The sequence below is a fragment of the Paracoccus sanguinis genome, assembly GCF_900106665.1.
Taxonomy (GTDB): Bacteria; Pseudomonadota; Alphaproteobacteria; order Rhodobacterales; family Rhodobacteraceae; genus Paracoccus; species Paracoccus panacisoli.
In genome coordinates, this window is sequence record NZ_FNNA01000009.1 from 18,724 (window position 1) to 45,321 (window position 26,598).

Genomic DNA, 26,598 nt, shown 5'->3' on the forward strand with positions numbered 1-26,598 from the left:
GTCAGTATCCCGTGACGGTGTTGACGAGGACGGCGGTGCACATGCGAGCGGGGCTGGTGGCCTTGGCGGCCTGCCAGTCGAAGCTGGCCTGGATGCCCTGGGGCCCCGGGATCTCGATCCGCGGGACGGGCAGGTAGACGGCGTGGGCCGTGAAGGTGAAGCTGGCATTCGCGCCGAGGCTGTAGGCGAATTCCAATTCGCAGGGCGTGCCGTCGATGGCCTGGGTGACGAGGGCGCTATCTGCGAAGCGCACCTCGATCCGTCCGGTCAGCGCCGCCATGCCGGGATCGGCGCCCTCGATCTTGCCGTCGTTGCGGATGGTCTCGATCCGGTCGAGGCCGTTGGTATAGGTGATCTCGGCCGAGACCACGTTGCCCAGCGCCGTGCCGTTGCGCTTCACCACCCCGTTGAAATGGCCGAAGCGCTGCAGGTCCAGGGCCGTGGGCGTCCCCGCGGCCGTGATGGCCGCAATCGCCTCGCCTTGCGCGATCAGCCGTGCAGTCGCAGTCAGCAGGCCCGAGCGGTTCATCTGCCACGACAACTGGTCCATCACGCAGCCCGCATACATCGCAAACCGCGGCACCTCGGGCATTGCCACTTCGATGGCCATGGAGGGCAGCGTCCAGTTGCCCGACTGGAAGGTGTGGGTCTTCGGCGTGGTCCCCGTCGTGGTCGGGGCGCCGAAGGCCGCCTTCAGCCAGAACCCGAAGGCCTCCACATCGATCGGCACCACCACCTCGCCATCGGCGGTGACGGCGTCCTTGATGGGGGCCAGGGGATCGCGGCCGTAGCCCAGCAGCTCGGAATTCAGCAGCGGCTGTTCCGCGCCCAGTGTGGTTCGGGCAAAGGGCATCAGCCGATAGCCGCTGGCGGGCGGGGTTCCGTAAACCGTCTCGAACGCAAGCGCCATCTGCGCCCGCGCGCCGTGAGCGCGTGCCATGGGGGTCTCCTATGTGGGGGGTGTCAGGCCAGAGGGCCGGTCGTGGTGTAGTGCAGGACGATGGTGATGACCGCCGCCTTCAAGGCCGCGGCACCCTCGATGGGCAGGTCGACCGATGCCGGGGCCTCGGGTTCGACCCAGTCACAGAGGCCGCCAAGCGTCCGGTCGGCTTCAAGCGCCGCGCCGATGGCAGCTATCAGGTCGTCGAAGGCGCTGGCCCGGCCGGTGCCAGCCTGAACGACGATCTCCAGCTCGGCCCGGTGCTGGTAGTGACAGCGCAGCGGTGACAGCGTCACTTCCGGCTCGCCCGGCTGGCCGTCGCGCAGGATGATCAGCCCGGCCACCGGGATCCGCTCGGGCAGCACCTCGTCACGCAAGGTGAGGGCGGCAAGCGGCTGCAGCCGCGCATGCAGCGCGGTGAGAATGGCTTCGCGGGTGGTGGGCATTGACATAAACCTCGCAGCCTCCCTTGGGTCGTTGCCGTGTTGCAGGCACCGTGCGGTGGGGTGAACGCTTCTTTACCAACTGCCGCTACAAACCACCCGCGGGTCAGCGGGAGGTTCCATGCAGCACAATCTACGGGAGTTCCTCCGCCACGGTGGCAACGGGCAGTACGTGTTCGGACGGCAGAACGGGGTCGTGTACGGCTATCGCGCGGGCATTTCCATCAAGTCGCTTTTCCCCGGCTATGCCGACCTGCGCGCCGATTTCACCGACCAACTCGACCGCGTGATCGCCGACAACACCCGGATGCTGCTGAATGCGCTGACGCCCCCGGACACTGTGCCGTGGGTGACCGAAGCAGACCTGCGCGACGTTTCCGATGCGAAGGAGGAGGCGCTGCGCCGGTGGGATGCGCGCTTGACGGCCATCTTCGAGGAATACGAGACCCATCCGCAACGCCTTCGCCCCCTGCGAACCGCCATGGAAGAACGCCTGCTGCGGGCCTTCGCGGGTTTGATCAACCAGCTTCGGCAGCAGGACCTCGGCATCGAGCGTTACATTTGGCGATCCCAGGACGACGCGAAAGTGCGTGACAGCCATGCCGAATACGACGACCAAGTGTTTCGCTGGGACGAGCCACCCGCAGGCAGCCATCCGGGGCAGGCGCACAACTGTCGTTGCTATGCCGAGCCGGTTGCGCCGGGATCACGGAATGATGTGATCCTTGCAGAGTTTGCACCGACGGCAGACAGTTTTCCGAACAGCGGCGGGATCGTACGCAGGCTGGCAAACGGCCTGATAGCTCGGTCACCTGCTGGGATAGCGGCCTATGCTGCGCTGGAAGCGAACAACCTGCTTCAAGGCTTCGTGCAGTCCGCCCGCGAGCAGCGAGTCCAAGATGCCGCCGCCATCCTGGGTGCTGACCTTGGCACCGTGGAGGGTTCGCTTGCCGCGCAATCCTACGCTCAGGCGCTGGTACTGGCTGAAAATGGCTTCTTGTCAGGGTCCCCGGAACGTGGCGAACGGGCGAGAGTGATAGCTGAAGCCCTCGGCTTGTACGAGATGTACCGGCCCGGTCTGTTCACATTACCCAACGAGAACGCCCTTGACGCGGTCAATCTCGCGCGCCGCCTCGCCGCAGACGCTCTCGCCGCACTGGACGCCGGGCGCCTTGTCATCGACGAAGGCTCACTTGCGCAGGGTTGGGTCGAGGTCTTTCCGGAACTGTCTGAGGATGACCGACGCCTCGGGCAGCTTCCCGGTTTCACGCCCGAACGCATCGAGCAATGGCTGGAAACCTACCCGGCAGAGGTGCTTGGGCTTCCGAACCACACGGGTTCGCCCCCTGTCGAAGATTCTACCGGCAACATCATCTCCACGCCGATCCCGGATGAAGCGGGGCCGAACATCGTGACTATGGAGAACCCGCATTCGATTGATAGCGTCTCTATCCCCGAAGACCGCGCGCGGCATATCCTGGATGGCGAGGGGCGTAGCGGAGGGCATCGATACGGAACGGGCACGCCGGGCAAGACGGAATTTCCCGCCAGTTGGTCCGATGATGACATTCTGGATGCTATCCGCCAGGTAGCAGGTTCCGGAACGGTTATCGGTCCGGCGCACCGAGAGGGTGATCTTTTGATCAGCGGCGAGGTAAATGGCGTTACGATACGAGTTGTCGTACGGCCAAACGGGGAAGTGCGAACCGGGTATCCAGTTTCAGGCGATGGCGTCATAGAGAATCCGAGGCAAGAATGACCGACAAAGAAGCAATCAACATTCTTGAGAAGCAGATCATGGCACTCGTTGCTGCTGGCGTTGATATGTCCATGGATCAGGAGTTCTTCCGTGTCGGGGAGTATGATCTCGCGCTGGAAGGTGTCTACGTTGCGCACAAAAGGCACCCCGGTGTGCTCGATGCAAGAGAAGTGCGGGCCCTCGTCGACGATTTCGGCATGGACACGGCCGAATTCGACCAGTGAACTGCTTCGAGAGTGGGAGTGGCCATGCGCGCCGTCAGTGCTGCATTATATCCTAACCTCCACCCACCCCGCCACGATCCGGCCCGGCACGCCGTCGATGGCCCGCTCCGCATCCCGCGCGAGGTCCAGCCGCTTGGGCAGCTTGACCTGCGGCACCAAGAGGAAGATCGGCACGGTGGTCAGCCCGCGGCCGGACTTCGCCCGTGACGCCACAGCGCGCCCCTTGCTGTTAATCCGCCCCTCGGCCACCAGCAGGCTCGGACCCAGGCGGCGATAGATGAACCGCAGCCGCAGTCCCGTGCGGCGTTCCCATTCGCCGGGGGTGATCCGGCCACCGCGGGTGGATTTGCCTGCGGCCGGGGTGGGGATGGCCAGCCAGAACCCGTTGCGCGACCGGATCAGCGGCCCAGCATCATGCGCGCCGACGATCACCGGGGCGTTCGACCAGACCAGCGCCGCGGCGTTCAGGCTCTCGCCGCCCTTGGGATAGGTGGCGAGCCGGATCGAGTTGCCGAGCCGGGTGCCGAGGCCCGCGCCGGTGATCTGGCCGCGCCAGGCGGATTTCAGGCCCGCGCCCGCCTCGCGCATGGCGGTGGTGACGGCCTTTTCGCCCGCGGCGATTTCCGCCTGCATCAGGTTGGCGAGGTCGGGGCTGATTTCCAGCTTCAGCCTCATGCTGGCCTCAGATCGAGGGTCCAGATCAGCCGTTCGCGGTCGCGCAGGGGTTCCCCCTGGATGACATGGCTGTCGGCACCGATGACGATCACGTCGCCCGGGCGCGGGGCGGGCAGGTCGACCACGCGCACGTCCACCACCATGGTGTCGCTGACGAACCGGCCCGCGCCGAAGTCGGTCACGCGATCCGGGGCGCGGCGAATGATGCGGATCTGGCGTTCCTCTGAGGTGGTGGCCGAGATCCAGAGGGCCGGGGCCGCCATGGAGGCATGGCTGAAGATGCGGTCCATGGCGGCGGCAAAGACGGACATGACGATTGCGGCCCGGCGTCAGTTCGAGGTGTGCAGGCGGATCGCAAGCCGCGGCCGCTTGTTCACCGGCAGGATCGAGGCCTCGGTCATCACGTCGATCCAGCGGCCCTTCTCGTCGAGATGCTGGCGGGCGTAGAGGGGCAGGCCGATGGTGTTGGCGGTTTCCAGCAGGTTCGCCGGGCCGCCATAGGTGGTGAAGGTGTCCATGGTGCCCAAGGGGAAGGCGATGCCCTCGTTCGCCGGGACCAGCCGTTCGGTGGCCTTGGTCGAGAGGGTGACAGTGCCGGAGTGCTCTTCGAAGAGGATCCCGGCGAAGGGGAAGTTGCGCCGCACATCCTCGCGCAGGGGCTGCGCGCCGGTCGAGGCGTAGAACTTGTAGGCCTCTTCGGTCTTCGGATGCGCGATCAGCTTGTCGAAGAACTCCCGGCTGACCAGCGCATGGACGCTGGTCATCGCCTCGCCCAGCAGATTGTCCTCGATGGCCCGCAGCACCTCGCGGACCTTGCCCTGCACGTTCGTGCCTGCGGTGCCCAGCACGAAGTCCACCGAGATCTGCGCCAGGCCGAACTCGGTGAAGTAGTTGTAGAGGGTAGTGCCCGCGCCATCCTTCACGATGCCGCGGAGCGCGTTCATCTCCATGTATTCGCGGGTCTGGGCATGCTTGCGCCGCATCAGCAGCAGCTTGCGGTTCATCACCTCGACGAGGGGATCGGCCGCGTCGAAGGCGCCCAGCGCGGGCTGTCCCTGGATGTCGGCAGGCAGGACCACGTCGTCATGCGGGATCCACGGCAGCGCGAAGGACCGCATGGACCGGCCCTCGCGCGTGCCGACCGTGGCGGGGCCGCCGAGGGGAACGGAGGGCAGAAGGCTCAGGACGCCCTCGTACTGTTCGATGATGACCGAGCGCTGGCTGACGCCTTCGAAGCGGAAGAGGCCGATCTGGGCGAGGCGGGTGTAGAGGTTGGGCAGGATGTTGATGGCCTGCGTCATCTCGGCCAGCGAATAGCCGCCAGCGTCGAAGGGATTGCGGACGAGGGTCATGGGATGCTCCGGGGGATGAGGGGATGGGCGCGGCCGGGTAGGCAGCGTCAGACGCCGTCGCGGGCGACGATGCCGACGGCGGCCAGCTGGGTGAGCTTCGCGGCGATCTTGGTGCCGTCATCGACCGTTGCGCCGTAGGCGAGGGCTGCGCGCGACACGATCGAGGGACCGCGGACCAGCACAATGCCCGTGGCATCGGCCAGCGTGGCGTCGACGGCGTAAAGCAGGACAGCCGTGGCGACCTGCGACCCGTCGGCCCCGGTCGCGGGCGACAGGGTATACTTGCCGCTGGCCGTGATTTTCCCGAGCACCGAGCCGACGGGGTAGGGCAGGCCCGCGAGGAGCGTCACAACCTCGCGGGTGTAGTTCGGGTTGACCTCGTATTTGAGGACGTCGCCCATGCTGGGCGGTTCCGTCAGGACGGGCATGGTTCAGTCTCCAGGATGTTGGTGGGGGTGCGCCGCGCGATGACGCAGCGCGGGGTGGTCCGCGCCGGTATCAGCGCGAGGCGGCGGCGGATTTCTTGGCGGCCGCGACGATGGGGCTTTCCTTGGCCCCGGGCGCGGGGGCCGTGGCGATGATGCCCGCGGCATCGCTGCGGGCAGCGAGATCGGCCAGGACCTTGGCGCGCAGGGCCTCGGGCTTCACGCCCTTGGCGACGGCGTCGGCGGCATCAATCTGGATGCCGAGGCGTGCGGCCTGTGCGCAGACCTGCGCGACCTCCGCCGCCTCGGCGCGGATCGCTTCGGGTGACATCGCGGCCGCCGTGGTTTGCACCGGCGCGACTGCCGCGGGCGGGGTTGGTTCCTGCGGCGTGCTGGCAGCAGGCGCGACCGCAGGCTGCGCATGGTCTTCGGGGGCGGTGGTCATCATCGAGCCCTTTCCTCTGGGGGTGATTGTGCCGCGATGTGCGGCGGTGAACGCGCGGAAGGCGGTGACGGGATCGGCCACCTCGTCGGCAAGACCGGCAAAAACCGCCGCCTCGCCGCGGAAGACGGCGGCTTCGGTGCCCAGCGCGCGTTGGGTGTCGAGGCGCTGGCCGCGGCCCTCGGCGACGGTCTCGGCAAAGAGTTGGCGGAGGTCTTCCAACTCGCCCGCGATCCTGGCTCGGACGGCCTCGGGCAGGGGCTGGTAAGGGTTCGCATCGACCTTGCGAGCGCCAGCGTGGATCAGCGTGACGGCGATGCCCTTCTGGTCGAGCGCGCCGCTCATGTCGCTGTGCATGGCCACGACGCCGATGCTGCCGACGGCGCCGGTGCGGGGCAGGATGACCCGGTCGGCCTGCGAAGCCAGCGCATAGGCGGCCGAGAGGGCGTGATCGGCGACGAAAGCCTGCACAGGCTTGACCTGGCGCGCGGCGCGGATGCGGTCGGCGAGGTCGAAGGCCCCCGCGACCTCGCCGCCGAAGCTGTCAATGTCCAGGGCAATGCCACGAATGGAGGGGTCGGCGACGGCCGCCTGCAGCTGGGCCGCGATCCCCTCGTAGGAGGTCAGCCCCGAGGATTGACCGATCCAGGCGCCGCGATGCACCAGCGTGCCCGCGATCTCGATAACGGCAATCCCGTCGACGACCGCGAAGGGCTGGCTTCCGTTCCGCACTTGGCGGCTGGTCAGGTCATCGCCGAAGAGAGAGGCGCGGGCGGGCAGGGCGACTGCATTCCCGTCTTCGGCCGCGATTTCCAGCCCCTCGACACTGATCTCCCGCCCGGTGATCCGCGGACCAAGCCCGGTCAGGAAAGCCAGCGCCTTGGCGGGATCGACCATCAGCGGCGTGTTGAAGACGCGCTGGGCGATCTGAGTGTGGTGCATCATGCGTCCTCCGCGGGCCGGGGATCACGGTCCTCACCCTCGTCATTCTCGCGCTGGTCCTCTTTGTCAGGGCCCGTTTCGCCGCCCTGATCCTCGCTGCTGCCACCGGCTGCCTGCGCCGGTGACCCCGGCCGCCGGAAGTCCAGGCCCAACTCCGCCTCGCGTTTGCGTTCCGCAGCGATTTCGCGGTCCACCTGCTCTGCGTCGTATCCCCGTTCGGCGATGGCCTGCGTGCGGGATTTGAGACCTGCCTCGATCTGCAGAATCTCGGCCGCGGCATCCTTGGCCGGGTCGATCCAGTCCCATTTCGTCGGGAGCCAGTCGCAGGCGAGATAAGCACGCCGGTCGGTGGCATAGCCCGGCAGATCGATGGCGCCCGCCAGCACGGCCATATCCATCCAGCGCGTCCAGACCGCCCGGCAGAGCTGATAGACCATCACCGAATGCTGGAAGGCCGAGATGCGGCGGCGGAAATCGACGAGCGCGATCCGCGTATTCGAGAAGTTGCCCTTCGCCGTGTCGCCGGTCAGATAGCCATAGGGCACGCCCAGCGCCGCGCCGATCTGCAGGAGCGTGCGGTACTGGAAGGGTTCGTAGGTGGACCCGGAATCCGGCGTCGATGGCGTGGTGACATCTTCGCCCGGATCCAGCCGCACCACTTGGCCCGGTTCCACCTCCAGATCGTCCTCGACCGGGTCGAGGGCGGTTTCCGGGGCGGGCGAGGTGATGAACATCGCGAACATCGCCGCGGTCTTCTTCCGCTCCAATTCCGCATCGTCGTAGAGATCGAGGGTGAACAGCTTCACCACTGCCGCGGCGAAGCGCGACACCCCGCGCAGCTGGCCCGCCTCGACCGGGTCCAGAATGTGGATCACCTCGGACGCGGGCACGCGCACCGTTTCCCCGGCCAGCCCCGGATCGGTCATGTCGCCCGGGTGGCGGCGCAGGAAGTGGTACGCCACACGCCGACCGATGCCGTCGAACTCGATCCCCTGCCGGATCGACCCGGCACCGGGCAGAACGCGGATCATGTCCTGGGGCAGCATTTCCGAGGGCAGCATCTGCAACTGCATCGGCACTGTCAGACCATCTTCGGGACGCCGGGTGCGGATGCGCAAGAACACCTCGCCTGCCAGGAATACCTCCCGCGCCGCCCGGCGCTGCAAGCCGAAGAAGTCGGTCAGCCCCTCGGCGTCGGCCTCGTCCGTCCAGGCGAGCCAGAGCTTCTGCAACTCCTCCTTCTTCGCTGCCACAGTTATCTTCGACGAGGGCTTGATGCCGTCGCCGACAACATGGTTGGCGAAGGCGTCGACGGCGTTCGCGGCATAGCCGTTGTTCTTGACCAGCCAGCGGGCGCGGGCCGTGATGGTCTCGCCGGAGGCGGCGATCAGCGTGTTCACATGCGCCCGGGTGGCCCGGAACCCGCGCATGCGACGGTGGGACTGCGCCGCGTCGAACCCGCCGATGATGGACCCGAGCCGCGCACGGAAGGCGTCGAGCACCATGGTCAGAGACCCTTCGTCGCGACCGTGCCCCAGCGGCGGCGACGCGGCGTGGCAGAGGCGGTGGCAATCCGTCCTTCCAGATCCCGGATCGCCGCAGCCAGTTCGGCGTCCGAGCCATAGGTCACGGTCTTGCCGTCGTAACTGACGCTGCGCAGCCCGGCGAAGCGGGCTTCTTGCAGTGCGGTCAGCAGGGCCTGCATGCGTTCCAAGTCCATCAGTCCCTCATGAAGTTCGGGGTGTAGGCCCGCCGTTTCCGGCGCGGCGTGGTCAGGGTTCCGGCCTTGGGCTGGGCCGGATCGGGTGGTGAACTTTCCGTTGCGACGGCCGTGGGCATGCGCGTTTCCACGCCCGCCTGAGTTTCCAGCCGCCGCCAGGTGGCTTCGTCCCACCGGTCTGCGCCAAGGATCCATGCCGCGGCGCGGGCGTAGACCCGGCAGTCCAGCGCCTCGTTCCGTTCACGCATCTTCTGCCATTCCTGATGGGCATAGCCGCGCTTGTTGCGGATCGTGACCAGCTGCTCGGCCACCAGCTGTTTCAGCCATTCGGTGTCGGCCCAGCCAGGGATGTGGACGGTGCCCGGCGCATCGAGGACGCCCAGCGCCCGGTCCTCATCTGACGGCCGTTCAATGCGCAGGAACCTGTAGGTCTCCGCCTTGAACGTCGCCGTTGCCACCGACCAGAGCCGCGCACCGCGGCGCAAGCGCTTCCCGCCGATGGTCGCATCGACATATGTCGGCCCCGAAACCGGCGCGGCCCGGTTGAAGCCCTCGAGCCCCTTCAGCGGCGCGACCTGCTCGAACCCGACCTTGCGCGACCAGGCATAGACCGCCGCGGCCTCATATCCGGTGTCGATGCCGAGCCGCGCCACGGTCATGAAGGCGCCGTTGGCATGTTGCCACGACCGGCCGAGCAAGGCGGTCAGCTTGTCCCATGCGGCCGGATCGTCAGGCCCGCCCGGAATGACGATGTGATCAACAAGCCAGGACTCGAGCCCCCGGCCCCAGGCCCAGATATCGACCTCGATGCGGTCCCTCTGGACGTCCGCCCCAGCGGTCAGGAACAGCCCCGGCACAGGCACGGTACCCGGCTTCCACGCCTCGCGCCGATCCGCCAGCCGTTGCCACTCCGGCGCGTCGCCGCTCTCGACCCATGTCTCGCCCAGAAGCGTGTTGCGCGCTGCGCGCAATGTCTCGTCCGACCCTTGGGCCGCCAGCCATTCCCGCGCGACGTCGGACCAGCTTTTCCACCCGAGCGGCGAGTAGAGTGCCGAGAGGTGGAACCCGATGGCCTTCGGATCCTTGGAAACCGCTGTCGCCCGCCATTCTCCGCGGGCGAGCATCTCGGTCTTGTGGTGTTCGGCGATGGGGCGTTCGCAACCCTCGCAGTGATAGGCCGCCGTTTCCGGCCGGCCCCTCGCCCAGCGCAGGCGGTCGAATTGCAGCCATTGCATCGTCCCGCAATGCGGGCAGGGGACGAAGTAGCGCCGCTGGTCGGACGCCTCGAACTCGCGCTCGATGCGCGACAGCCCCCGGATCGTGGGGGTCGACACCATGAACACCTTGCGCCGATGCGAGAAGGTGGTGGTGCGGGCTTCGGCCAGCGTGACCGGATCGCCTTCCTCGTCGGCTGAGGCCGGATAGGCGTCGACCTCGTCGAGGAAGACATAGCGCGCGGGCATCGACCGCAGGCCGGTCGCCGAATTCGCGCCGGTCAGCACGAGGATGCCGCCGGGGAATTCCTTCGACAGCATCGAATTCCCGGCATCGCGGGACCGCGCCGGGCTGACCTTCTCGCGCAGCGCCGGGCTGTCGGCGATCAGCGGGTCGATTCGGCCGCGTGACGACCGCTTCGCCATCTCGACCGTGGGCAGAACGGCGAGCATCGGGCCCGGGGCATGGTGGATCACGAAGCCGATCCAGTTGTTGCCGGCCTCGGTCGCGCCGACCTGCGCCGCCTTCATGAACGCGATGCGCTGCGCCGGGTGGCCGGGCGACAGCGCATCCATGATCTCGCGCAGGTAAGGGGTGCGCGCCGTCCGGTACCGGCCCGGCTCGGCCGAGGCGCGCGAGCTGAGCCAGCGGTGTTGATCCGCCCATTCCGACACCGTCAGGTTGGGGTCGGGGCGCATCCCCTGCCGCCAGACCCGGAGCAGATCCTCGGCGCCGTCGAAGCCGAGGTCGAGGCCGGCCGTCAGGTCGTTGTCGATCCGATCATCGTCACCCGAGGGAAACCCGGAGGTCGGCGAGGGCGTCGAGCTGTTCGCGGACATGGGCTTCCAGCACCCTCTGCATGATCGCGGTCTCGATCGTCACCGATGCCCCGGATTGCCGTTCCACCTCCGCCATGATCTGCGCCGCCATCAGCGCGGCCACCCGTCCGGGCCAGGTGACCCAGACGTCCCGTTCCTGCCGCGCCAGCCGAAACACCAGTGTTTCCGCCCGCGCACGGTCGACCAGCGCGCCCTTTTTCTTCTGGACCGCGATCTGCTTGTCCTGTGCGGCATAGACCGTCAGCAGCGTCCGGGCCTTGATGTAGGACGAGGTCTCGCCCGCACCGCTGGCGAGGGTTTCGCCACCCAGGCTGCGCCGCTGCTGGTCCGGGTCCGTCATCTCCGCCCGCCGCACATCCGAGGCCGCGGCGTTGATCGACCCGTCGTCATGCACCACCAGTCGCCCGTTCTTGCGTGCCTTCTGCACCCCGCCGCGCGACAGGCCAGAATGGGCCGCGTACTCGCGTTCGCTCATGCCTTTCATGGCGCTGTGAATCCCATCAAGATATTGAAAATAAACAGGAAAAGACAATCAATCCGGTTGATTGCCTTGCCCTCCAGAGCGATTCTGCGATCAGGAACTCACCCCTGGATCGGAGGCCAGACCATGACCGCAACCGCCAAACCCGCCCCCGCCGCGCCCGAGGCGCTCATGCTCGACATCGCCAAGCGCCACTTCTTCGTCGAGACGCTGGACACCCGGAACAGCGATGGGCTCGACTTCCACGACGTCGCCGTCTGGTCGATCCGCGCCGCCCTGATTGAGGCCTATGCCGCGGGCCTCGCTGCGGCCAAGCGCTGAGGGAGCCGTTGACATGACCATGGCCATCACCACCATCCGCATCGACTATTCCGCCCTTCCCGACGGCTTCGATCTGACCCGCCCCGACGCCATCGCCGAAGTCATCGAGCAGGCGCTGCGCGAGAGCGGGATCCCGGCCGAGGCGTCCGACGTCCTTTCGCACCTGAAGATCGAACTGCCCACCGCCCAGCTGGGCGCCGCCAGCCGCACGCTGGCCGAGATGCAGCTGATCTGACGGGAGCGATCAGAAAGCACTGATATTGCTCCGATTTGCCTACGATCATCCGCCCGACAGAGCGATGGTGTCGGCACCAAGACGATGCAACTCACCGAAGGACGCCCTTCCATGACGACCCGCCGCGCCACCGACAACTCCAAGGCCCTCGACGCCTTCATCGCTGCAAAGGCCGAGATCGACACCATGCTGGAGCGCCTGAAGGCCCTCAGCGACGACCACTTCGAAACCCAACCCGACGAGATCCATTGGGGGCATGTCGGGACGCTGACGCACTACGCGGGCCTGCTGCGCCAGATTACCGACAGTGCCTTCAAGGAAGGCGAACACGCCGCTTGACGCGCCCAACCCGCGCGATGGCCGCCCCGTCCGGATGGCGGGGCTTGCCTCAGTAGAAGGCGCGCACTGCGCGCGCCCAAGCGCCCGGAGGCCCCGATGACTACCCCGTCCGACACCCAATCCCTGATCCTGTCCCGCGCTGCCACCCGGCCCGGCAACCTCGCCCTGCCGCTGCCCGAGGGGCTGGTCGGCGCCGCCGCCAAGATGGTTGTCGGCAAGATGATCGCTCGCGGCTGGCTCGAGGAGGTCGAGGCAGACCTGCGGCGCGGCGAGCCGATGTGGCGCGAAACCGGCGACGGCCACGGCACCACGCTGATCGCGACCGAGGCCGGGCTCGAGGCCATCGGGATCGATCCGGTGGTGGCCAACGCCGTCGCCAGCGTGCGGAGGGCGAAGCCCAAGGCGGAACCCGCGCCCGACGCCACAGCCACCACGAAACCCATCGCCATCCGCGCTGGCACCAAGCAGGCGCAGATCATTGCCATGCTGCAGCGGCCCGAGGGGGCGACGGTCGCCGAAATGGTCGAGGCCACCGGATGGTTGGCGCACACGGTCAGGGGCTGCATCTCGGGGGCGCTGAAGAAGAAGCTGGGTTTGCCCATCGCCGCGGAGAAGGTCGAGGGTAGGGGGACGGTGTACACCCTCTTTCCCAGTTGCCAATATCGCAGTTGATCAAATTTGGGCTTCGACGTGCAAGACGTATGTCTGGGTCGGCCAAAGCACATGATGTCTGCCGGCCTTAGCATCCGAGACGGTACAGTGCTTTCGATGGAGGCGGCGAATTCCATCGCTGTCGATAAGGGTAATAGTGTGCTCGCTCATCGTGCTGATGCAGGTCCAGTGGTCATGCTTTCCGCCTAAGCCCAAGATCACCGACCCCGGTCCATGATCGGACAGATGCGAAGATATGAGTTCCCAGAATTGCTGGAGACCTTCAGGCGTTTGGCGAAATGCGAGTTGGCGGCTGAGGCGGTGACCCCGGTTGCCCTGCAGAAATTCACTGGCTGAGTCAATCAGTCGACCAAGGGGTTGCACTGTCATTCCGTTGCAAAGAGCATCTGCCAGACGATCCTCTTCTCCCAACTTGGCAATCAGTTGCCGGAATAGCTTCCTTTCATCTTCGCCATTCAACCTTTTCGGACTCAAGTTTCTCACAGAGTTGACGACTGCGTAGACCCCGCAGAGGCCGTCGAGATTACCCTGTATACGGGCCCTTGGCAGAGAGTTACGTGGCATGCCCTACATCCGCTTGAAATTGTCCAAGCGCACCGTATCGCGTGCAGCAACTTTCAGGCAATCAAAGTCTCCGCTGCTCATGATACGAGACCGCCTTCTCTTCCCGTCGCCATCTCCCAACGTCGTACAGCGACGTCGCAGTAGACCGGGTCCAGTTCCACAGCGCAGCAGCGCCGCCCGGTGCGTTCGGCGGCGATCAGCTGGGTGCCGGAACCGCAGAATGGCTCGAACACCAGGTCGCCTGGATCAGTGAAGGCTTCCAGCACTGCCTCGACCAGCGCCACCGGGAAGACGGCGGGGTGCGACCCGGCGGCGCCAAGACCGCCCTTGTGGCGCATGATGCGGAAGACGCTGTCCGGGATGCGGTGGCTCTGGATCGCGTTGCCGAAACCGGTCTTGCGATGAACCATGCCGTCGGCCCCGCGGAGCCCACCGCCGCCGAGGGTTTCGCCCGCGTGCTTGCTCTCCACTGTCTTGTTCGGCTTCCGGGGCTGGCGGTTGAAGTGGAAGATGAACTCGTGCGACGGTGCCAGCCGCCCGTTCCAGTCGCCGGGCAGGCCGGGCCCCTGGTCCCAGATATACCAGCCGAAGCGCCGCCAGCCCTGCGCGCGCATCCAGTCGAGCCAGCCTTCCCAATACGGGATCCATTCGCCATCGCGATGGACAAGGCCGAGGTTCACCAGCAGCTGGGCGTCGGCCGTGACGGGAGCCGCGGCGAAGACGCCTTGCATCAGCGCATCCCAATCGCCGACCTTCTCCTTCGCCGCGCCATAGTCGCGCTGCTGGGCATAGGGCGGGGAGGTGAAGAGGAGCGACGCCTGCGCCCCGTCCATCAGCCGCGCCACCACGGCGGGGTCGGTTGCATCGCCGCAGATCAGCCGATGATCGCCCAGCGCCCAGATGTCGCCCGGCTGGGTGACCGGTTCGGCCGGGGCCTCGGGGATGGTATCCGCGGTGTCATCGTCGATGGGCGCACGATCGTCGGCGTCATGCAGCAGCGCGTCCAGCTCGTCCTCGGGGATGCCGATCAGCCCCAGGTTGAAATCCTCGGCCATAAGGCCCCGCAATTCCTCGAGGAGGAGCGCCTCGTCCCACCCGCCCAGTTCGGTCAGCTTGTTGTCGGAGATCCGGTAGGCTCGGCGCTGCGCCTCGGTCAGATGGCCCAGCACGATGACTGGCGCCTCCGCCAGCCCGAGCTGTGCAGCGGCCAGGACGCGGCCATGGCCCGCGATCAACTCGCCATCCGCGGCAACCAGGCAAGGAACGGTCCAGCCGAATTCGGCCATGCTGGCGGCGATCTTCGCCACTTGATCGGCATCGTGGGTCTTTGCATTCCGGGCATAGGGGCGAAGGCGGCCCAGCGGCCAATGCTCGATCCGGCCGGGCAGGAGGGGCGCGTTCATGCCGCGAGCCGCTTGGCCTTGAGGGCGGCAAAGGTCTCGCCGGTTTCCGCCAGCACAGCCTCCTCGCCCGTGAAGGACTGCCAGCGCTCGATGGCGACGTCGACATAGGCCGGGTTCAACTCGATCCCGAAGCAGACACGCCCCGTCGTCTCGGCCGCGATCACGGTGGTGCCGGATCCCATGAAAGGCTCGTAGACTGCCTGGCCGGGGCTGGAACTGTTCAGGATCGGGCGGCGCATGCATTCGACCGGTTTCTGCGTGCCGTGGACCGTGTCTGCATCCTGATCTCGGTTGGCGATCTGCCAGAGCGTGGTCTGCTTGCGGTCCCCGGCCCAATGGCCCTTGCCTTTGGCGCGCACCGCATACCAGCAGGGTTCGTGCTGCCAATGATAGTCGCCGCGGCTGAGCACCAGCCTGTCCTTCGCCCAGATGATCTGCGACCGGATCGCGAAACCTGCTGCGGTCAAGCTGTCCGCCACGGTCCCGGCATGCAGCGCGCCGTGCCAGACATAGGCGACGTCGCCGGGAAACAGCGCCCATGCCTCGCGCCAGTCGGCGCGGTCGTCGTTCAGCACCTTTCCGGTGCGTTTCGTCTTGGCCGCGCCCGCCTGATTGCGCCAGCTTGGATCATACTCCACGCCATAGGGCGGGTCGGTGACCATCAGCAGGGGGCGTACATCCCCGAGCAGCCGTCCGACCACATCCGCCGCAGTGCTGTCGCCGCAGATCAGACGGTGCGCGCCGAGTTGCCACAGGTCGCCCGGCACCGACACCGGCGTGACCGGAAGTTCGGGCACATCGTCCTCGCCCTCGACCGGACCATCGTCGCCCAGCGCGTCGGGATCCCGCAAAAGCGCGTCGAGGTCATCGTCGCTGATGCCCAAGAGCGTCAGGTCGAAATCCTCAGCCAGCAGCCCCGCGATCTCGTCGCGCAGCAGGGCTTCGTCCCATTCGCCCAGTTCCGTCAGCTTGTTGTCGGCGATCCGGTAGGCCCGGCGCTCGGCCTCGTCGAGATGGCTGAGCCGGATGACCGGCACCTCGGTCAGCCCGAGCATGGTGGCCGCCAGCACCCGTCCATGGCCCGCGATCAGTTCGCCGTCGTCGGCCACCATGCAGGGCACGGTCCAGCCGAACTTGGCCATGCTGGCAGCGATCTTCGCCACCTGGTCGTCGCCGTGCATCTTGGCATTGCGGGCATACGGGCGCAGCCGGGCAATCGGCCAGGACTCTACCTGGCTCGGCGCGAAGACGAGGTCCATGGGATAGGGCTCGGGATGTGGGGGAGGGGAAATGAAAAGCGCCCGCGAGGGGGTTCCTCCGGGCGCAATTTCTTCGATGATCAAGGGGTAGGTCAATGGGGGCAGGTCTGTCAACCCGAAAAGTGAAGCGGATTCAACAGCTTCTAACGAATTGGCTTTTCGGGGTGGCTTCTGGCCACCTGGCTTCCCCGAAGGTGGCTTCCCTAGCTTCCCGCCGGGAATCCACCCCTGCCAGATCGCGATTCCGCAAGCCGCTGATCTGACTCACGAATTCCGGCATCAGGTCGCAAGGTGGCTTCCGCCTGGCTTCCCCGGTGAAAATGCCTCACGCTAGCGAACCGCCGCGCTGCGCCCCCCCGCATACGTTCGGGGCCGGGGAGGAACCAGAGGAGGGGGATGTTTGCTCGGTACAGACTGAATACATGTGGGGAAGTGATGTGTTGTCTCAGAGTGTCTATCTACCGTGCTTTCCGTATTCGATCTCTGCTGGATGATCTATGCTTGGTTAAGGACGGGAACTTCTGCGTTCTTCCACGATCCTTTCCCGCTATCTGTCGGGATGTGAGGGGCAACCTCCGCCACTGTTCGAGTGTGCAACACTGGCGGTGCTTGATTCATATCCCAGATATGGAAAATGTAAGCGTCGGCAGCCTGAACTGCCTTGTTCCATTCATTGCGTGTCACAATGAAGCGCATGGGAGAGATCGTAGTGGACTTGACTTCAATGAGCCTGTTCGCAATGCCGCCCTTGCTGTTATCGTAGGAAAGCACGTCGTAACCTGCAAAGTTGTCATCAAAACCTGGCCATTCCGGTTCCCGGTCAATACCGATGTCCTTGAGGCGCTTGCGCTCATGTTCCAGCGAAAGGATTTCTGCAGCGCGTCCCTGCTCCATTTTTTCGTGATCTGTGAGCAGGCGTGCATAGCCTGAAACCGAATCCCACCAGGTAACAACATGGAGTGGCGTCGGGCTCTCCATCAGACCGGCAGCTGCGAAAACATCTTGATCGTTGCGGTCAAGCCTTTTGACGAAGCGCTTACGGCCTTGGCGCATGAGCTTTGCCCAAATCGGTTGGTGCTTTATCAAGACACCCTTGATGCAGGTCTGGTAGAAAAGATGGCCGTCGAGCGGGCAGTCTTTCTCGACGAGCCCGGACAGGTAGACAGATGCTTCCATATCCAGGCTGTGTGCGTCTGCTTCAACGCTTTCGATTAGCGCAAGCAGATCGGTGAGCGGAAGTTCTGGATGACTTGCCCGATACTTGCGAAACAGGCGAAGTCCTTCGAAGCACGGCAGCGAGAAGACACGTTCGGTAGAGATCGCCGCGGTCATTCGACCTCCGGCGGAACGTCCGGTGCTGTACCCTCCATCTCCGCGATGAGGTCGATTATATCCTTGAGCTCGACATCATAGTCGAGCGGATCGGCGGCCTCTTCTTCGTCAAAGGCGATCTCGTGGAGATCAGGATCGTCAAGGAGCTGCTGCATGTTGCGGATTTTCTCAACAAGGCGGCGACTGACCGACATGTCGATGCTGCCGATGACGGGCGGTGCCTTGGAGCGGTAGATGTGAATGTGGGTTTCTTCGTCGGGTGCCAGACCGAGGCGGTGAATGCGGTCGATGGATTGAAGATAATGGGTCGAAACGTAGCTGCGGTCGGCGTAGATGGCATTGTGGCAGACGGTGTGGAGGCTTATGCCCTCACCCGCTGCAGCAGGATTTGCCACGAGGACGAAGCATCCTGGGTCTTCGTGGAAGCGCCGAATCCGTCCCTCTCTAGTTTCAGGATCACTAGGCAGGCCTGACGGAACTCCGCCATGGATGTAGACGGGGTTCAGGTCGGCAAGCGCCGAGACGAAACTGTGGATCGTGTCGGTGAAGATCGTCCAGATCACGCACTTCTTGCCGTCCCTCGCCAGTGCATAGGCATGATCCATGACTGCCCGCATTTTCGCGGAGTGGCCTTCATCGAGCACCTGATCGACAATGGCCGAGTCCACCTTGACGTCATCATTGGCCATCGCGCTGAGCGCGAGGGTTGGATTAACGGAGAGCTGAAGCAGGCGCATGACCGACCGCCGTGCTTTCAGGAACTGCGCGTCACCCATGCCGCGCGATATCTGCTTTGAATAGTTGCGCAGGAATTCGTTGCGGACGATGGAGTAAAGGGCGAGTTGCCCCGAATCCATGCTGATATCAATGAAGTGCCGCTCGGCGGGTGGAAGGCCTAGCTCGGTCTTGGTCGTGCGGACATAAAGATTACCGAGAACCTCACGCGGAGATTTTCCGTGCGAGATTTCGAGGCCGTAGCCGTGTCCAGGCCAGAGAAAATCGAGCTGCGACTCCATATCGGATGCCGCCTGCGGCATTGGCGTTCCCGTAAGGATATCGCGCCGTATGGGGTCATCTGCCGTTCGGAGAAAGAACGCGCCGCGCTGAGACTGCCAGCCCGCCTTCATGCGGTGGGCTTCATCAAGTACAAGATGGGTCGGCGTGGTGGCGAAATGTGAAGCCAGCAAACCCTGGTGACGGATCACCATGTCATAGGAGATGATGAACCGCGTCGCCCCCGACCGAAGCGCTTTTCGGGTTTCTTCCTCAGAACCGACCAAGAGCGTGAAAGGTTCAGAGCCGCCGTCTGGGGCATCTTCAATCATGCACTCGTCAGCAATGTCCATCCAGGCCTGAAAAGCCGCCTTCGGCGCGACGACAATGAAGTGATGTCCAGGTCGCCGCGTCAGCATATGCAGCGCGAATGTCACCGTAGTTTTTCCAGCGCCAGGAACAGAAAAGTTTGCACCGTTGCTGAGTGCGAGAAGGTGAGAAAGGTCTCGAAGCTGGAAGTCGCGGAGTTCCCGCTTGGTGAAGCCCATGTCTTTAAGCCGCGCTTCGATCTCATCCGTGCTGAGAACTTCAGTTATCTGACTGCGTAGCTCGCGTGTCTTGCGTATCTGCACAGCGAACGCGCGCAACTTGCCTTCGGCCTCACCCTCGGGTCTGAAGCGGAAATTCAGGCTTATCTGGTTGGCCTTGCTGCCAAGCTCTCGCACCACGCCAAGCGTGTCTGGCCAAGACAGATTGATCGCGCCGCCAGCAACGGTGTGATCGAGCTTCTTCGTACGAATCGCCAGCTTCAGGCGCGACCAGATGGGGGTTTCCAGCGCGTCGTCAGGCACTGTGAAAGTGCCTGTGTGATCTGGATTATATCGAACGGTTACGGCTGTTGGGGTATCGCTCACGCAGGCTTACTCCTCCCCGTCATCATCGGCAGCAACACCGTCCTGGCGCGCTTGGATCGCGGCCTCGATCTTGTCGAGACCTTTGCGGATCGATCCAATCTGCTTGAGGATGGCTGGCAAAGTCGGCGTTCCTGCGGAACTGATGTCGATGCCCGTGATCTTGGAGTTGACCTGCGCCAGCGCCTTGAGCGCGGCTTCTTCGTTCTTCTGACCTTTGTCGAGCTCAATGGCTGTCTCGCAGGCCTCGATCAAAGTGGTGATCGCTTCGTCCCTGGTATCTTCGTCACGCAGCACCTGGATGATGGGCGTGTAGTCTTTGCTGTCGCCGTCATTGTCGATATCGATGGCGAAATCATCGTCATCGACTTGATCGTCATCATCGGCGGCGGGCAGCTCAAGCTGATCTTCCATAATTTCCAGCACTTGGGGTGCCAGCTTGCCGAACGCCGCATTAAAGCGGTAGACACGCCCGCTAATCCTGTCGCGGTTTTCATAGAGACACCACGCAATCGCGCGGCTTGCGTTCTGAAGGTTCGCGTCCTTCTTGGCGATAGCTTTGGGGAGATCCCCAAATATCTGCTGCCCGTCCTGAAGCAGGTCGTACTCGCCAGGCTTCTTGACCCACTCGCTGAGGTACAAGTCTGCTTCATCCAGCGCTTGCAGGACGTTTTCGATGTCGGTCTTGCTGCGGCGAAGGCGGTCAGCGACCTCCTTCGTGGATCTGTTCTTTCCGACCTGGCGGCGGATCAGTCTTGCATCGCCGATCCAGTCATAGTCGAGCTTCGTTTGAGGCCGCGCTTGCAGATCGGCTTCGATATCGTCGATTTCGTCTCGCGTAACGTCTGGCGGCAAAACGGCACACTTGATGTTGGTGAAGCGATCATCAAGCGATCCATCCTTGCGCTTCATGAGCTCGCGCATAGCAGCAAGGCGTCGGTTGCCGTTAACGACAACACCCGTGCTGGTAATGAGGATCGTCTCGCGTTGGCCGTCCTTTTCCAGAACCGAGATGATTGGGGTAACAGAGTCGGTGCCCTGCTTGGCGAGCCGCGCCAGGATTTCGTGCTGCGCCTGCTGAGCGGTGGTCAGCTCCTGACCCTTCTCGAAGAAGTCCTTGGCCAGGCCTTCGCGGGCGATCTCCGTCTGCTGCGCGCTGAACGTGCGGCAGTTTTCCATGCGGTACACGGGAACGTCGATGGGCAAGGAAATCACCTTGGGCGTGAACTTGTCGCTACGAAAATCAAAAATAGTTTCGCCGAATTCATCCGACGCTTCTCGCCTCTTGGCGATCATGGCCTCGCGCTCTGCTCGGGGTGTCAGATTGATTTTGTAGGTCACTGGCGTCCCCCTTCTTACTCGAACGCGACCACGAGGATAGGCACGGTGATTACACGGTCGAAGAGCTCAAGCTCTTTGATAACGCGCTCGGCGTTGGCGATATTATCGCCAATGATCTTTGCAGCTTCTCTTGTTGGCAGGGCTATGCCTGCGGCTTCGATCTTCTGGCTTTGAAATAGGTATTGGAGCTTCAGGAGATCGTAGGGCGCTCGGCTCATGTTGCCCGTTTGAAGCTGGAACGCGAGATCGTCTTGCATGGCAAAGACGCTGAGGCCATGCGCCTGGTCGAGGTTGACGTTTAGCGCCCACCCTTCTTTCAGGAACTCGGTTTCCACATGCGTTCGAATATCGGGCGTGCATCGCGGCGCGATCTTGACTGCGGGCGCTTCAAAAACGTCCGTGAGCCATTCTTTCAGGTCACGCCGATCCCATTCGGCACCCGCGCTGTGATGATCTTCGTAGGTATATGCGAGCTTCATGGATCCTACTAAGCATTGGGGTCATAGACGGGTTTGTTCATCGGGCGGGTGCGGAGCGTACCTGCGCGGAGCTGGTGAATACGATCCCATGCAATATCGACATAGGCTTTATCGAGATCGCAGCCGTAGGCATGTCTTCCATGCTTCAACGCTGCAATCGCGGACGAACCAACGCCAAGATAAGGATCGAGGACGCTCTCGCCTTCGTTTGTCAAAGCCAACACCAATCTCTCCACCAGCCCGATGGGGAACTGGCAAGGATGATCGGTCTTTTCAACGTGGTTGGATTTGACATTGGGAATATCCCAAACATCGGAAGGGTTCTTTCCAAGAGGATTGCTGGAAAGCTCGCCCTTGTTCGGACCTTTGAAGTGCTTTTTGTTCGGATACTTCGAGGGGATGCGGACAGGATCTAGGTTGAACGTGTAGTCCTCAGATTTGGTGAACCATAGAATCGTTTCATGCCTACCCGAAAAGCGCTTCTGACAGTGCAGCCCATGACCGAATGTCCAAACAATTCGATTGCGGAGTTGCAGGCCGTGGTGCTTGAAGAGCGGGTAGAGAAGGATGTCTAGCGGGAATATCTCGCCTGAGTCAACGTGGTTGCCAACCTGCCAGCAGATGGACCCGTTTGGCGCGAGCAGACGTACGGCTTCGGCAATGCACGCAGCCTGATCCTCAACATATTTTTCTTGCGATGTGCGCTTTTCGTAAGACTTTCCAATGTTGTACGGCGGTGAGGTCACGATCAGACTCATGGACTCGTCAGGCAGACGGCGCATGAACTTTAAATTGTGCTCGCAAGCGATTTCGGCTTTCGCATCCCGTTCCAAGCGGTGGATTGTGGCACTATCGTTGTGGTCAGAGTGCACAAGGGCAACGGCTTGCTTCGAGGGCATGTCTTTGTTCCGATGATTCTTTACGCTGCATGAATGGTGCGGCAGGACGAAAACCGAGGCGGCACCTAGACGATATCTGGTATCTGGCGCGAAACGCAATCCTGCATCTGGCGTCGTTCGACCATCCTCGCCTCTTACCATACGTTAGTTGCTCTGGGTTAACGGAAGCTGACTTGGACAGGACCGGTGGCATCGGGAGTACTCGTCGTGCTGCTGGGCCGCACACAACTGTTACGGGCTTGGCGCACCGAGAGGCCGCTTGATGTCTGCCTCGACGACAGTCTCAACGGGATTTGGCAACAGCAATCAATGCCTTTGCCGGTGGCACCTCGGCGCCCCACGGCCGCGCCTTCGGCATCGCTGCCGTCACCTCGACCTCCCGCAGCATCCCGCCTTCGATTAGCCCCTCGCGAACCCAACCCAGCGCCTGGCACCAGTCGTCATAGCCGCGCCGGGCGGCCTCGATCTGTTGCGGATGGGGAGAAAAGGTGACCGGGCAGGCCAGGATGTCGACGGTCTTCCATGTGGCACGGGCGCCCGCGCCACGCACCCGGATGCGTTCGGTGCCGACGACGATGGCCCCTGCATGCGTGCCGTGCTGGTTCTGCTTGACGATGGTCGGCACGCAGCGCGGGACGGCGCCCGGCATCCAGTCCGGTGTCAGCCCGGCGCGGGCCAGTTCGGCGACGCGGATCGCCATGCGCTTGCCGCCGAGGCTGTCGGGGATCCCGGCGACAGTGGCGGCGATGACCTCAGCGTCCTCGTGGGTGTAGCCGCCGATCTTGTGCTGACCGCCGTCGATCTTGCAGCCCAGCACGGCGCGCTGCAGCAGGACGTATTCCAACCCGAAGCCGAAGCCTTCCTCGGTGACGTCTGGGGGCAGCGGCAGTTCCAGCTGCGCCTGTTCGATCCGGAACGCCCATTCCAGCGCGGCTTGCACGCCCAGCGCGCGCTTGATCCTGGTGCCGCTGACGCGGCCGTGGAAACTCATGGGTTCAATCCTTCAAGGAAATCCATCTGCGCCGGGCGCTGGGCCTGGTCCGTCGGCCGCCAGATCCACGGGCCCGAGGCCATGGGCAGCCGCGAGAGTGCGCCACGCATGTGCCGCTGCCAGAGGATGAACTCCGTTGCCGAGCAGGCGCAGAGCGCGTGCCCGATGGGCCAACCCATCAGCCATCCGACGAAGAGCGGGTTCAGCCGCCGCCGTGCCCGGCCCTTCAGGATCCGCCGCGAGACGACGCGCCCATGCGAGGCAGTCATCGAAGCCCAGAGCGGGCGCGAGATCGGGGCGTGTGGCGAGGACCGCGGCCCATCCGGCCAGATCGCCGGGGCTGGGCGGGTGAAGCCCTGCTCCGCCCGGTAGTGCAGCAGGTCCATCCGGGACTTGCCGTCGGTGCGCGTGATGCTGGCTTCCGAACTGCCCTTCCAGTTCTGTGCCGCCGGGGTCGGCCAGTGGTTCGGCAGGGCCTTCGCAATGCCCAGCGCCAGCGCTTCCGCCTTCCGGGTGAAGTCGCTGTTCCCGGCCGGGTTGTAGCGGCCGGTGCCGGGATGCAGGCTCATCGGTGTGGGCCAGGATGAAGATCCGCAGCCGTTCATGCGGCGCGCCGACCTCTGCCGCCGAGAACAGGCCCGCCGCAGGCCTGTAGCCCAATCCCCAAAGCTCTCGCAGGACGGTTTCAAGGCCGAGGGTGACGTGCCCGGCGACGTTTTCGAGGAAGATCCATTCGGGACGGCATTCGCCGATGACCCGCGCAACGTCGGGCCAGAGGTGCCGAGGATCTTCGGCGCCACCGCGCTTTCCAGCAGCGCTGAAGGGCTGGCAGGGGTATCCGGCAAGAACGGCATCGAAGGCGCCGCGGAATGGCCGGGCATCGAAGCTGCGCAGGTCGGTCCAGATTGGGGCCGGGACGAAATACCCCGCGCGCTGGGCGGCGATGAGGACCGCCCTTGGCCAGTCCTCCCATTCGACGAAGGCGCGGGTGTGATAGCCGGGCTCGGCGAGCATGAGGCCCAGATCAAGGCCTCCGCCGCCTGCGCAGAGGGACAATCCGTGCCGGGGACGTGACACCATGCCATTCACCGCACCCCGCGCTCGCGCAGGCGTTCGGCCGTGACCAGCCCCCGGGCCAGCATGGCGTCGCGCATCGTGTTGCTGATCGCGCTGACCGGCAGGTAGCGGTCAGAGTTGACCAGATCGGCGTAGAAGGCTGGCAAGTCGGTGATTGGCTTCGCAGCCGGGGCAGGGGCGGGAGCCTCCTTCGCCTTCCGGCGCTTCCGCCCGGTATCTTCGACCTTGCGCTGGGCGGCACGCTGCATCGCCCGGTCCAGCGCCTTCGGCCCATCAGGCGGTTCCGGATGTTCCTGGCGGCTGGCCTCGGCCGCAGCGATGATCTCCGCCTCGGTCAGGCAAAGTTCGTCGCGCCAGCGCTGGACGTGCAGCCGGGGCGGCCAGCCTTGCCACCAGCCGGGCAGTGCCGCGGGGTCGAGGCCGAGTGCTGCGAGCAGATCCCCGAAAACCTCATCGGAAATCGCCTCGCGCGCCTGCGCGCCCTCCTCCTCCTTTACTGGTTCTCTTAAAGGTTCCCTTACAGGGTTAGTGTCCGAAATCCGGACACGGCTTTCGGGATTTTCCGGACACGGCTCGGCCGGAAAATCGGACACGGGCCTCGCGCTATCCCCGTGTCCGAAATCCGGACACGGCAGGGCGTCGGCAGCGCCATCCAGGGGCGAACCCTCGGCCATGTCAGCGATTTCCGCGCCGCTGTCGTTGCCGTGTCCGATTTCCGGACACGGCACCACAGCCACGGGTGTGAACCCCGGCTCGAACCCCAGGATGTAGCGGGTGGGCAGCTGGCGCTTGGTCACGGGGTCGAGCCGCGGCACCCGCCGCAGCAAGCCCACCGCCTCGAGCTGGCCAAGGTGATCGTTCAGTGTGGACCGGCTGATCTCGCAGTCATGCGCCAGCCGGTCCTGCGAAGGAAAGCAGCCGTAATCCGGGTTGAACCGGTCGCACAGATGCCAGAGCACGATCTTGGTCGTCGGCTTCAGCCCGCGCTGCTTGATGGCCCAGTTGGTGGCCTCGTGGCTCATGGCGCTGTCCTCCGCAGGGCAGGGGCGATGCGCGTGGTGAAGCCGTGATCGGCCAGTGCGCCCAGCGCATCGTCGAGGCTGCGGACCAGCGCCCAGCTGAACCCCTGCGCCAGAACGGCATCACGGAATGCCTCCTGTTCCGGCCGCAGGCGCCCCTTCGGCGCCTTCAACTCGAGGAACAGGACGCGGCCGTCCCAGATCACCATCAGATCGGCGAACCCGGCATGGACGCCCATGCCGACAAGGATCGCCTGGCGCTTGGCCCCGCGGGGCCCGGCCTCGGTGACTTCGTTGGCGCAATGATGGATGATGGCCGAGCGGGGCAGGGCGATGCGAAGCGCCTGCACGACGGCGCGCTGCAGATCGGCCTCGGGGGTGCCAAGGCGCATCATCGCGCGGCCCTCCCCTGGTCTTCGCGCTGGGCGCGCCGCACCGGCCGTCGCGCATCGACGACGACCAGCAGGCGCTGGGCATCAGCTCGCTCGCCCGGGGTCTCGCCATGCTGGGCAAGCACGTTGCAGGCGAGCCGGATCAGGAGATCGCTGTGATGCGCGACGTCAGCGATGACGGCGCGGGCCTCGGCCACGCGGTCGGCGGGCCAGGTGGAACTGCGGGGCTGCATGGTCATGACCGCCCCCGCGTCTTGCGCACCGGATGGGCCTGTTCCTGCGCGCGGATCCACTCCTGAATGGCTGCGCGGCGATAGAAGGTCTTTCGACCTATGCGTGTGCAGGGCGGCCCCTGGCGGCGGGCTTCCCATCGAGACAGCGTGTCTGCCGTCAGGCCCAGCGCCCGGGCCAGCTGCTCTCGGCTGATCCAGTCGGCCAGCAGGTCGGGGATGTCCTCGTCAAGATCGGTCTGAATGTCCTTCATCGGCTGCTCCATTCGCGCGGCACCCCTATGGCGGGGTCGGTTCAGCGAAGCAGAGCGCGAGGACCGGAAGACAGGCGGAAGGTGGAATTGAGGGCCGCCGCCCTATTCCACCTCTTGTTTCATTGAGGTTTTTTGCCGTGATGGCAGATTGGATCACCGCAGGAACGCGTCTCCGCGACCAGGGTCCGTGCCGGTTCCGAGCGGCGATTCATGCGCCAGCGTTACCGCTCTCTCCGGGGAGGGCCGATTGGCCGGTGTTCAGGCGGTTTCGTCGCTGCTGAGGGGAGCGGAATTGCCGGAATGGGGCGTTCCGGTCAGGTTCCGCAGGCGCTCGACGATATCCACAGGTTCTTTCTTTGTTCGGGTGGTGCATCACAGGTTTGTGGTTGCGTGCTCGCCTTCTGGATGCATAGATTAATGGTTGAGCAGT

The 26,598-nt window shown here is 64.6% G+C and carries 30 protein-coding genes and 1 pseudogene; 6 read left to right on the forward strand and 25 right to left on the reverse strand.

The window, feature by feature from the left end; all coding sequences use genetic code 11:
• Position 1: 1 nt before the first annotated feature.
• Positions 2-940 carry a phage tail tube protein gene (locus BLW17_RS16180; protein ID WP_036731567.1) on the reverse strand — a complete coding sequence of 313 codons (939 nt, stop codon included), beginning with the start codon at positions 938-940 and terminating at the stop codon, positions 2-4.
• A gap of 23 nt (positions 941-963) precedes the next feature.
• Positions 964-1,386 (reverse strand): hypothetical protein, encoded by a 423-nt coding sequence (locus BLW17_RS16185; RefSeq protein ID WP_036731565.1) that lies wholly within the window; start codon positions 1,384-1,386, stop codon positions 964-966.
• A 118-nt stretch (positions 1,387-1,504) separates the two neighbouring features.
• Here BLW17_RS16185 and BLW17_RS17495 point away from each other — a divergent pair, with 118 nt between their 5' ends.
• Both BLW17_RS17495 and BLW17_RS16205 read left to right on the forward strand, forming a co-directional pair.
• Positions 1,505-3,142 carry an EndoU domain-containing protein gene (locus tag BLW17_RS17495; protein ID WP_052176216.1) on the forward strand — a complete coding sequence of 546 codons (1,638 nt, stop codon included), beginning with the start codon at positions 1,505-1,507 and terminating at the stop codon, positions 3,140-3,142.
• Positions 3,139-3,366, forward strand: coding sequence for a hypothetical protein (locus tag BLW17_RS16205; protein WP_036731562.1), 228 nt, complete (start codon positions 3,139-3,141; stop codon positions 3,364-3,366). Before BLW17_RS17495 ends, BLW17_RS16205 begins: the two co-directional genes overlap by 4 nt.
• Positions 3,367-3,411: 45 nt before the next feature.
• Here BLW17_RS16205 and BLW17_RS16210 read toward each other — a convergent pair whose 3' ends face one another.
• The 9 genes from BLW17_RS16210 to BLW17_RS16250 form a co-directional block, all read right to left on the reverse strand.
• The gene (locus BLW17_RS16210; RefSeq protein ID WP_036731560.1) at positions 3,412-4,041 is read right to left on the reverse strand and encodes a DUF6441 family protein; all 630 of its coding nucleotides are present in this window, start codon (positions 4,039-4,041) and stop codon (positions 3,412-3,414) included.
• Positions 4,038-4,352, reverse strand: a complete 315-nt coding sequence (locus BLW17_RS16215; protein WP_036731558.1) for a head-tail joining protein — start codon at positions 4,350-4,352, stop codon at positions 4,038-4,040. Before BLW17_RS16215 ends, BLW17_RS16210 begins: the two co-directional genes overlap by 4 nt.
• Before the next feature lie 18 nt (positions 4,353-4,370).
• Positions 4,371-5,393 (reverse strand): major capsid protein, encoded by a 1,023-nt coding sequence (locus BLW17_RS16220; RefSeq protein WP_036731556.1) that lies wholly within the window; start codon positions 5,391-5,393, stop codon positions 4,371-4,373.
• A 47-nt stretch (positions 5,394-5,440) separates the two neighbouring features.
• On the reverse strand, positions 5,441-5,821 hold the full coding sequence (locus tag BLW17_RS16225) for a head decoration protein (RefSeq protein ID WP_036731554.1): 381 nt from the start codon (positions 5,819-5,821) through the stop codon (positions 5,441-5,443).
• Positions 5,822-5,891: 70 nt separating this feature from the next.
• Positions 5,892-7,202 carry a S49 family peptidase gene (locus BLW17_RS16230; RefSeq protein WP_036731552.1) on the reverse strand — a complete coding sequence of 437 codons (1,311 nt, stop codon included), beginning with the start codon at positions 7,200-7,202 and terminating at the stop codon, positions 5,892-5,894.
• Positions 7,202-8,707: a phage portal protein gene (locus BLW17_RS16235; RefSeq protein WP_036731550.1), complete on the reverse strand. Its 1,506-nt coding sequence runs from the start codon at positions 8,705-8,707 to the stop codon at positions 7,202-7,204. Before BLW17_RS16235 ends, BLW17_RS16230 begins: the two co-directional genes overlap by 1 nt.
• A gap of 2 nt (positions 8,708-8,709) precedes the next feature.
• On the reverse strand, positions 8,710-8,922 hold the full coding sequence (locus tag BLW17_RS16240; protein WP_036706918.1) for a phage head-tail joining protein: 213 nt from the start codon (positions 8,920-8,922) through the stop codon (positions 8,710-8,712).
• Positions 8,922-10,976 carry a phage terminase large subunit family protein gene (locus BLW17_RS16245; protein WP_036731548.1) on the reverse strand — a complete coding sequence of 685 codons (2,055 nt, stop codon included), beginning with the start codon at positions 10,974-10,976 and terminating at the stop codon, positions 8,922-8,924. Before BLW17_RS16245 ends, BLW17_RS16240 begins: the two co-directional genes overlap by 1 nt.
• Positions 10,924-11,460: a hypothetical protein gene (locus BLW17_RS16250; RefSeq protein ID WP_036731546.1), complete on the reverse strand. Its 537-nt coding sequence runs from the start codon at positions 11,458-11,460 to the stop codon at positions 10,924-10,926. The genes BLW17_RS16245 and BLW17_RS16250 overlap by 53 nt, the downstream gene beginning before the upstream one ends.
• Positions 11,461-11,583: 123 nt before the next feature.
• Here BLW17_RS16250 and BLW17_RS16255 point away from each other — a divergent pair, with 123 nt between their 5' ends.
• The 4 genes from BLW17_RS16255 to BLW17_RS16270 all read left to right on the forward strand — a co-directional run bounded on the left by BLW17_RS16255 (position 11,584) and on the right by BLW17_RS16270 (position 13,024).
• Positions 11,584-11,778, forward strand: a complete 195-nt coding sequence (locus BLW17_RS16255; RefSeq protein WP_028030958.1) for a DUF6900 domain-containing protein — start codon at positions 11,584-11,586, stop codon at positions 11,776-11,778.
• A 13-nt stretch (positions 11,779-11,791) separates the two neighbouring features.
• The gene (locus BLW17_RS16260; RefSeq protein WP_028030959.1) at positions 11,792-12,013 is read left to right on the forward strand and encodes a hypothetical protein; all 222 of its coding nucleotides are present in this window, start codon (positions 11,792-11,794) and stop codon (positions 12,011-12,013) included.
• Positions 12,014-12,124: 111 nt separating this feature from the next.
• Complete coding sequence (locus BLW17_RS16265; RefSeq protein WP_028030960.1) at positions 12,125-12,352, forward strand: hypothetical protein; 228 nt, start codon at positions 12,125-12,127, stop codon at positions 12,350-12,352.
• 96 nt (positions 12,353-12,448) lie between these two features.
• Positions 12,449-13,024, forward strand: coding sequence for a DUF3489 domain-containing protein (locus BLW17_RS16270; RefSeq protein ID WP_036731543.1), 576 nt, complete (start codon positions 12,449-12,451; stop codon positions 13,022-13,024).
• A 641-nt stretch (positions 13,025-13,665) separates the two neighbouring features.
• Here the strand turns inward: BLW17_RS16270 and BLW17_RS16275 are convergent.
• The 14 genes and pseudogenes from BLW17_RS16275 to BLW17_RS16340 form a co-directional block, all read right to left on the reverse strand.
• Complete coding sequence (locus BLW17_RS16275; RefSeq protein ID WP_036731541.1) at positions 13,666-14,991, reverse strand: site-specific DNA-methyltransferase; 1,326 nt, start codon at positions 14,989-14,991, stop codon at positions 13,666-13,668.
• Positions 14,988-16,250: a site-specific DNA-methyltransferase gene (locus BLW17_RS16280; RefSeq protein ID WP_036731539.1), complete on the reverse strand. Its 1,263-nt coding sequence runs from the start codon at positions 16,248-16,250 to the stop codon at positions 14,988-14,990. The genes BLW17_RS16275 and BLW17_RS16280 overlap by 4 nt, the downstream gene beginning before the upstream one ends.
• 495 nt (positions 16,251-16,745) lie before the next feature.
• Positions 16,746-17,582, reverse strand: a complete 837-nt coding sequence (locus tag BLW17_RS17500) for a protein NO VEIN domain-containing protein (protein ID WP_081969064.1) — start codon at positions 17,580-17,582, stop codon at positions 16,746-16,748.
• Positions 17,579-19,426, reverse strand: a complete 1,848-nt coding sequence (locus BLW17_RS16290) for an SNF2-related protein (RefSeq protein WP_231572723.1) — start codon at positions 19,424-19,426, stop codon at positions 17,579-17,581. The genes BLW17_RS17500 and BLW17_RS16290 overlap by 4 nt, the downstream gene beginning before the upstream one ends.
• Before the next feature lie 69 nt (positions 19,427-19,495).
• Positions 19,496-20,827, reverse strand: coding sequence for a hypothetical protein (locus tag BLW17_RS16295; protein WP_139306053.1), 1,332 nt, complete (start codon positions 20,825-20,827; stop codon positions 19,496-19,498).
• A 14-nt stretch (positions 20,828-20,841) separates the two neighbouring features.
• Positions 20,842-21,306: a BglII/BstYI family type II restriction endonuclease gene (locus tag BLW17_RS16300; RefSeq protein ID WP_036731533.1), complete on the reverse strand. Its 465-nt coding sequence runs from the start codon at positions 21,304-21,306 to the stop codon at positions 20,842-20,844.
• 8 nt (positions 21,307-21,314) lie between these two features.
• Positions 21,315-22,064 carry a DNA-methyltransferase gene (locus tag BLW17_RS16305; RefSeq protein WP_231572722.1) on the reverse strand — a complete coding sequence of 250 codons (750 nt, stop codon included), beginning with the start codon at positions 22,062-22,064 and terminating at the stop codon, positions 21,315-21,317.
• A 424-nt stretch (positions 22,065-22,488) separates the two neighbouring features.
• Complete coding sequence (locus BLW17_RS16310) at positions 22,489-23,196, reverse strand: hypothetical protein (protein WP_036731531.1); 708 nt, start codon at positions 23,194-23,196, stop codon at positions 22,489-22,491.
• The gene (locus BLW17_RS18740; RefSeq protein WP_036731529.1) at positions 23,193-23,765 is read right to left on the reverse strand and encodes a hypothetical protein; all 573 of its coding nucleotides are present in this window, start codon (positions 23,763-23,765) and stop codon (positions 23,193-23,195) included. The genes BLW17_RS16310 and BLW17_RS18740 overlap by 4 nt, the downstream gene beginning before the upstream one ends.
• Positions 23,766-23,814: 49 nt before the next feature.
• Positions 23,815-24,276 (reverse strand): annotated as a pseudogene (locus BLW17_RS18745) (DNA cytosine methyltransferase); the annotation flags it as partial.
• A 5-nt stretch (positions 24,277-24,281) separates the two neighbouring features.
• Positions 24,282-25,295 carry a helix-turn-helix domain-containing protein gene (locus tag BLW17_RS16325; protein ID WP_036731525.1) on the reverse strand — a complete coding sequence of 338 codons (1,014 nt, stop codon included), beginning with the start codon at positions 25,293-25,295 and terminating at the stop codon, positions 24,282-24,284.
• Entirely contained in the window at positions 25,292-25,687 is a 396-nt protein-coding gene (locus tag BLW17_RS16330; protein WP_036731523.1) for a VRR-NUC domain-containing protein, read from the reverse strand. Before BLW17_RS16330 ends, BLW17_RS16325 begins: the two co-directional genes overlap by 4 nt.
• A complete protein-coding gene (locus tag BLW17_RS16335) occupies positions 25,684-25,923 on the reverse strand; it encodes a hypothetical protein (protein ID WP_036731521.1) in 240 nt (79 codons plus the stop codon). The genes BLW17_RS16330 and BLW17_RS16335 overlap by 4 nt, the downstream gene beginning before the upstream one ends.
• Positions 25,920-26,180: a helix-turn-helix transcriptional regulator gene (locus BLW17_RS16340; protein WP_244507345.1), complete on the reverse strand. Its 261-nt coding sequence runs from the start codon at positions 26,178-26,180 to the stop codon at positions 25,920-25,922. Before BLW17_RS16340 ends, BLW17_RS16335 begins: the two co-directional genes overlap by 4 nt.
• Between the last annotated feature and the right edge of the window lie 418 nt (positions 26,181-26,598).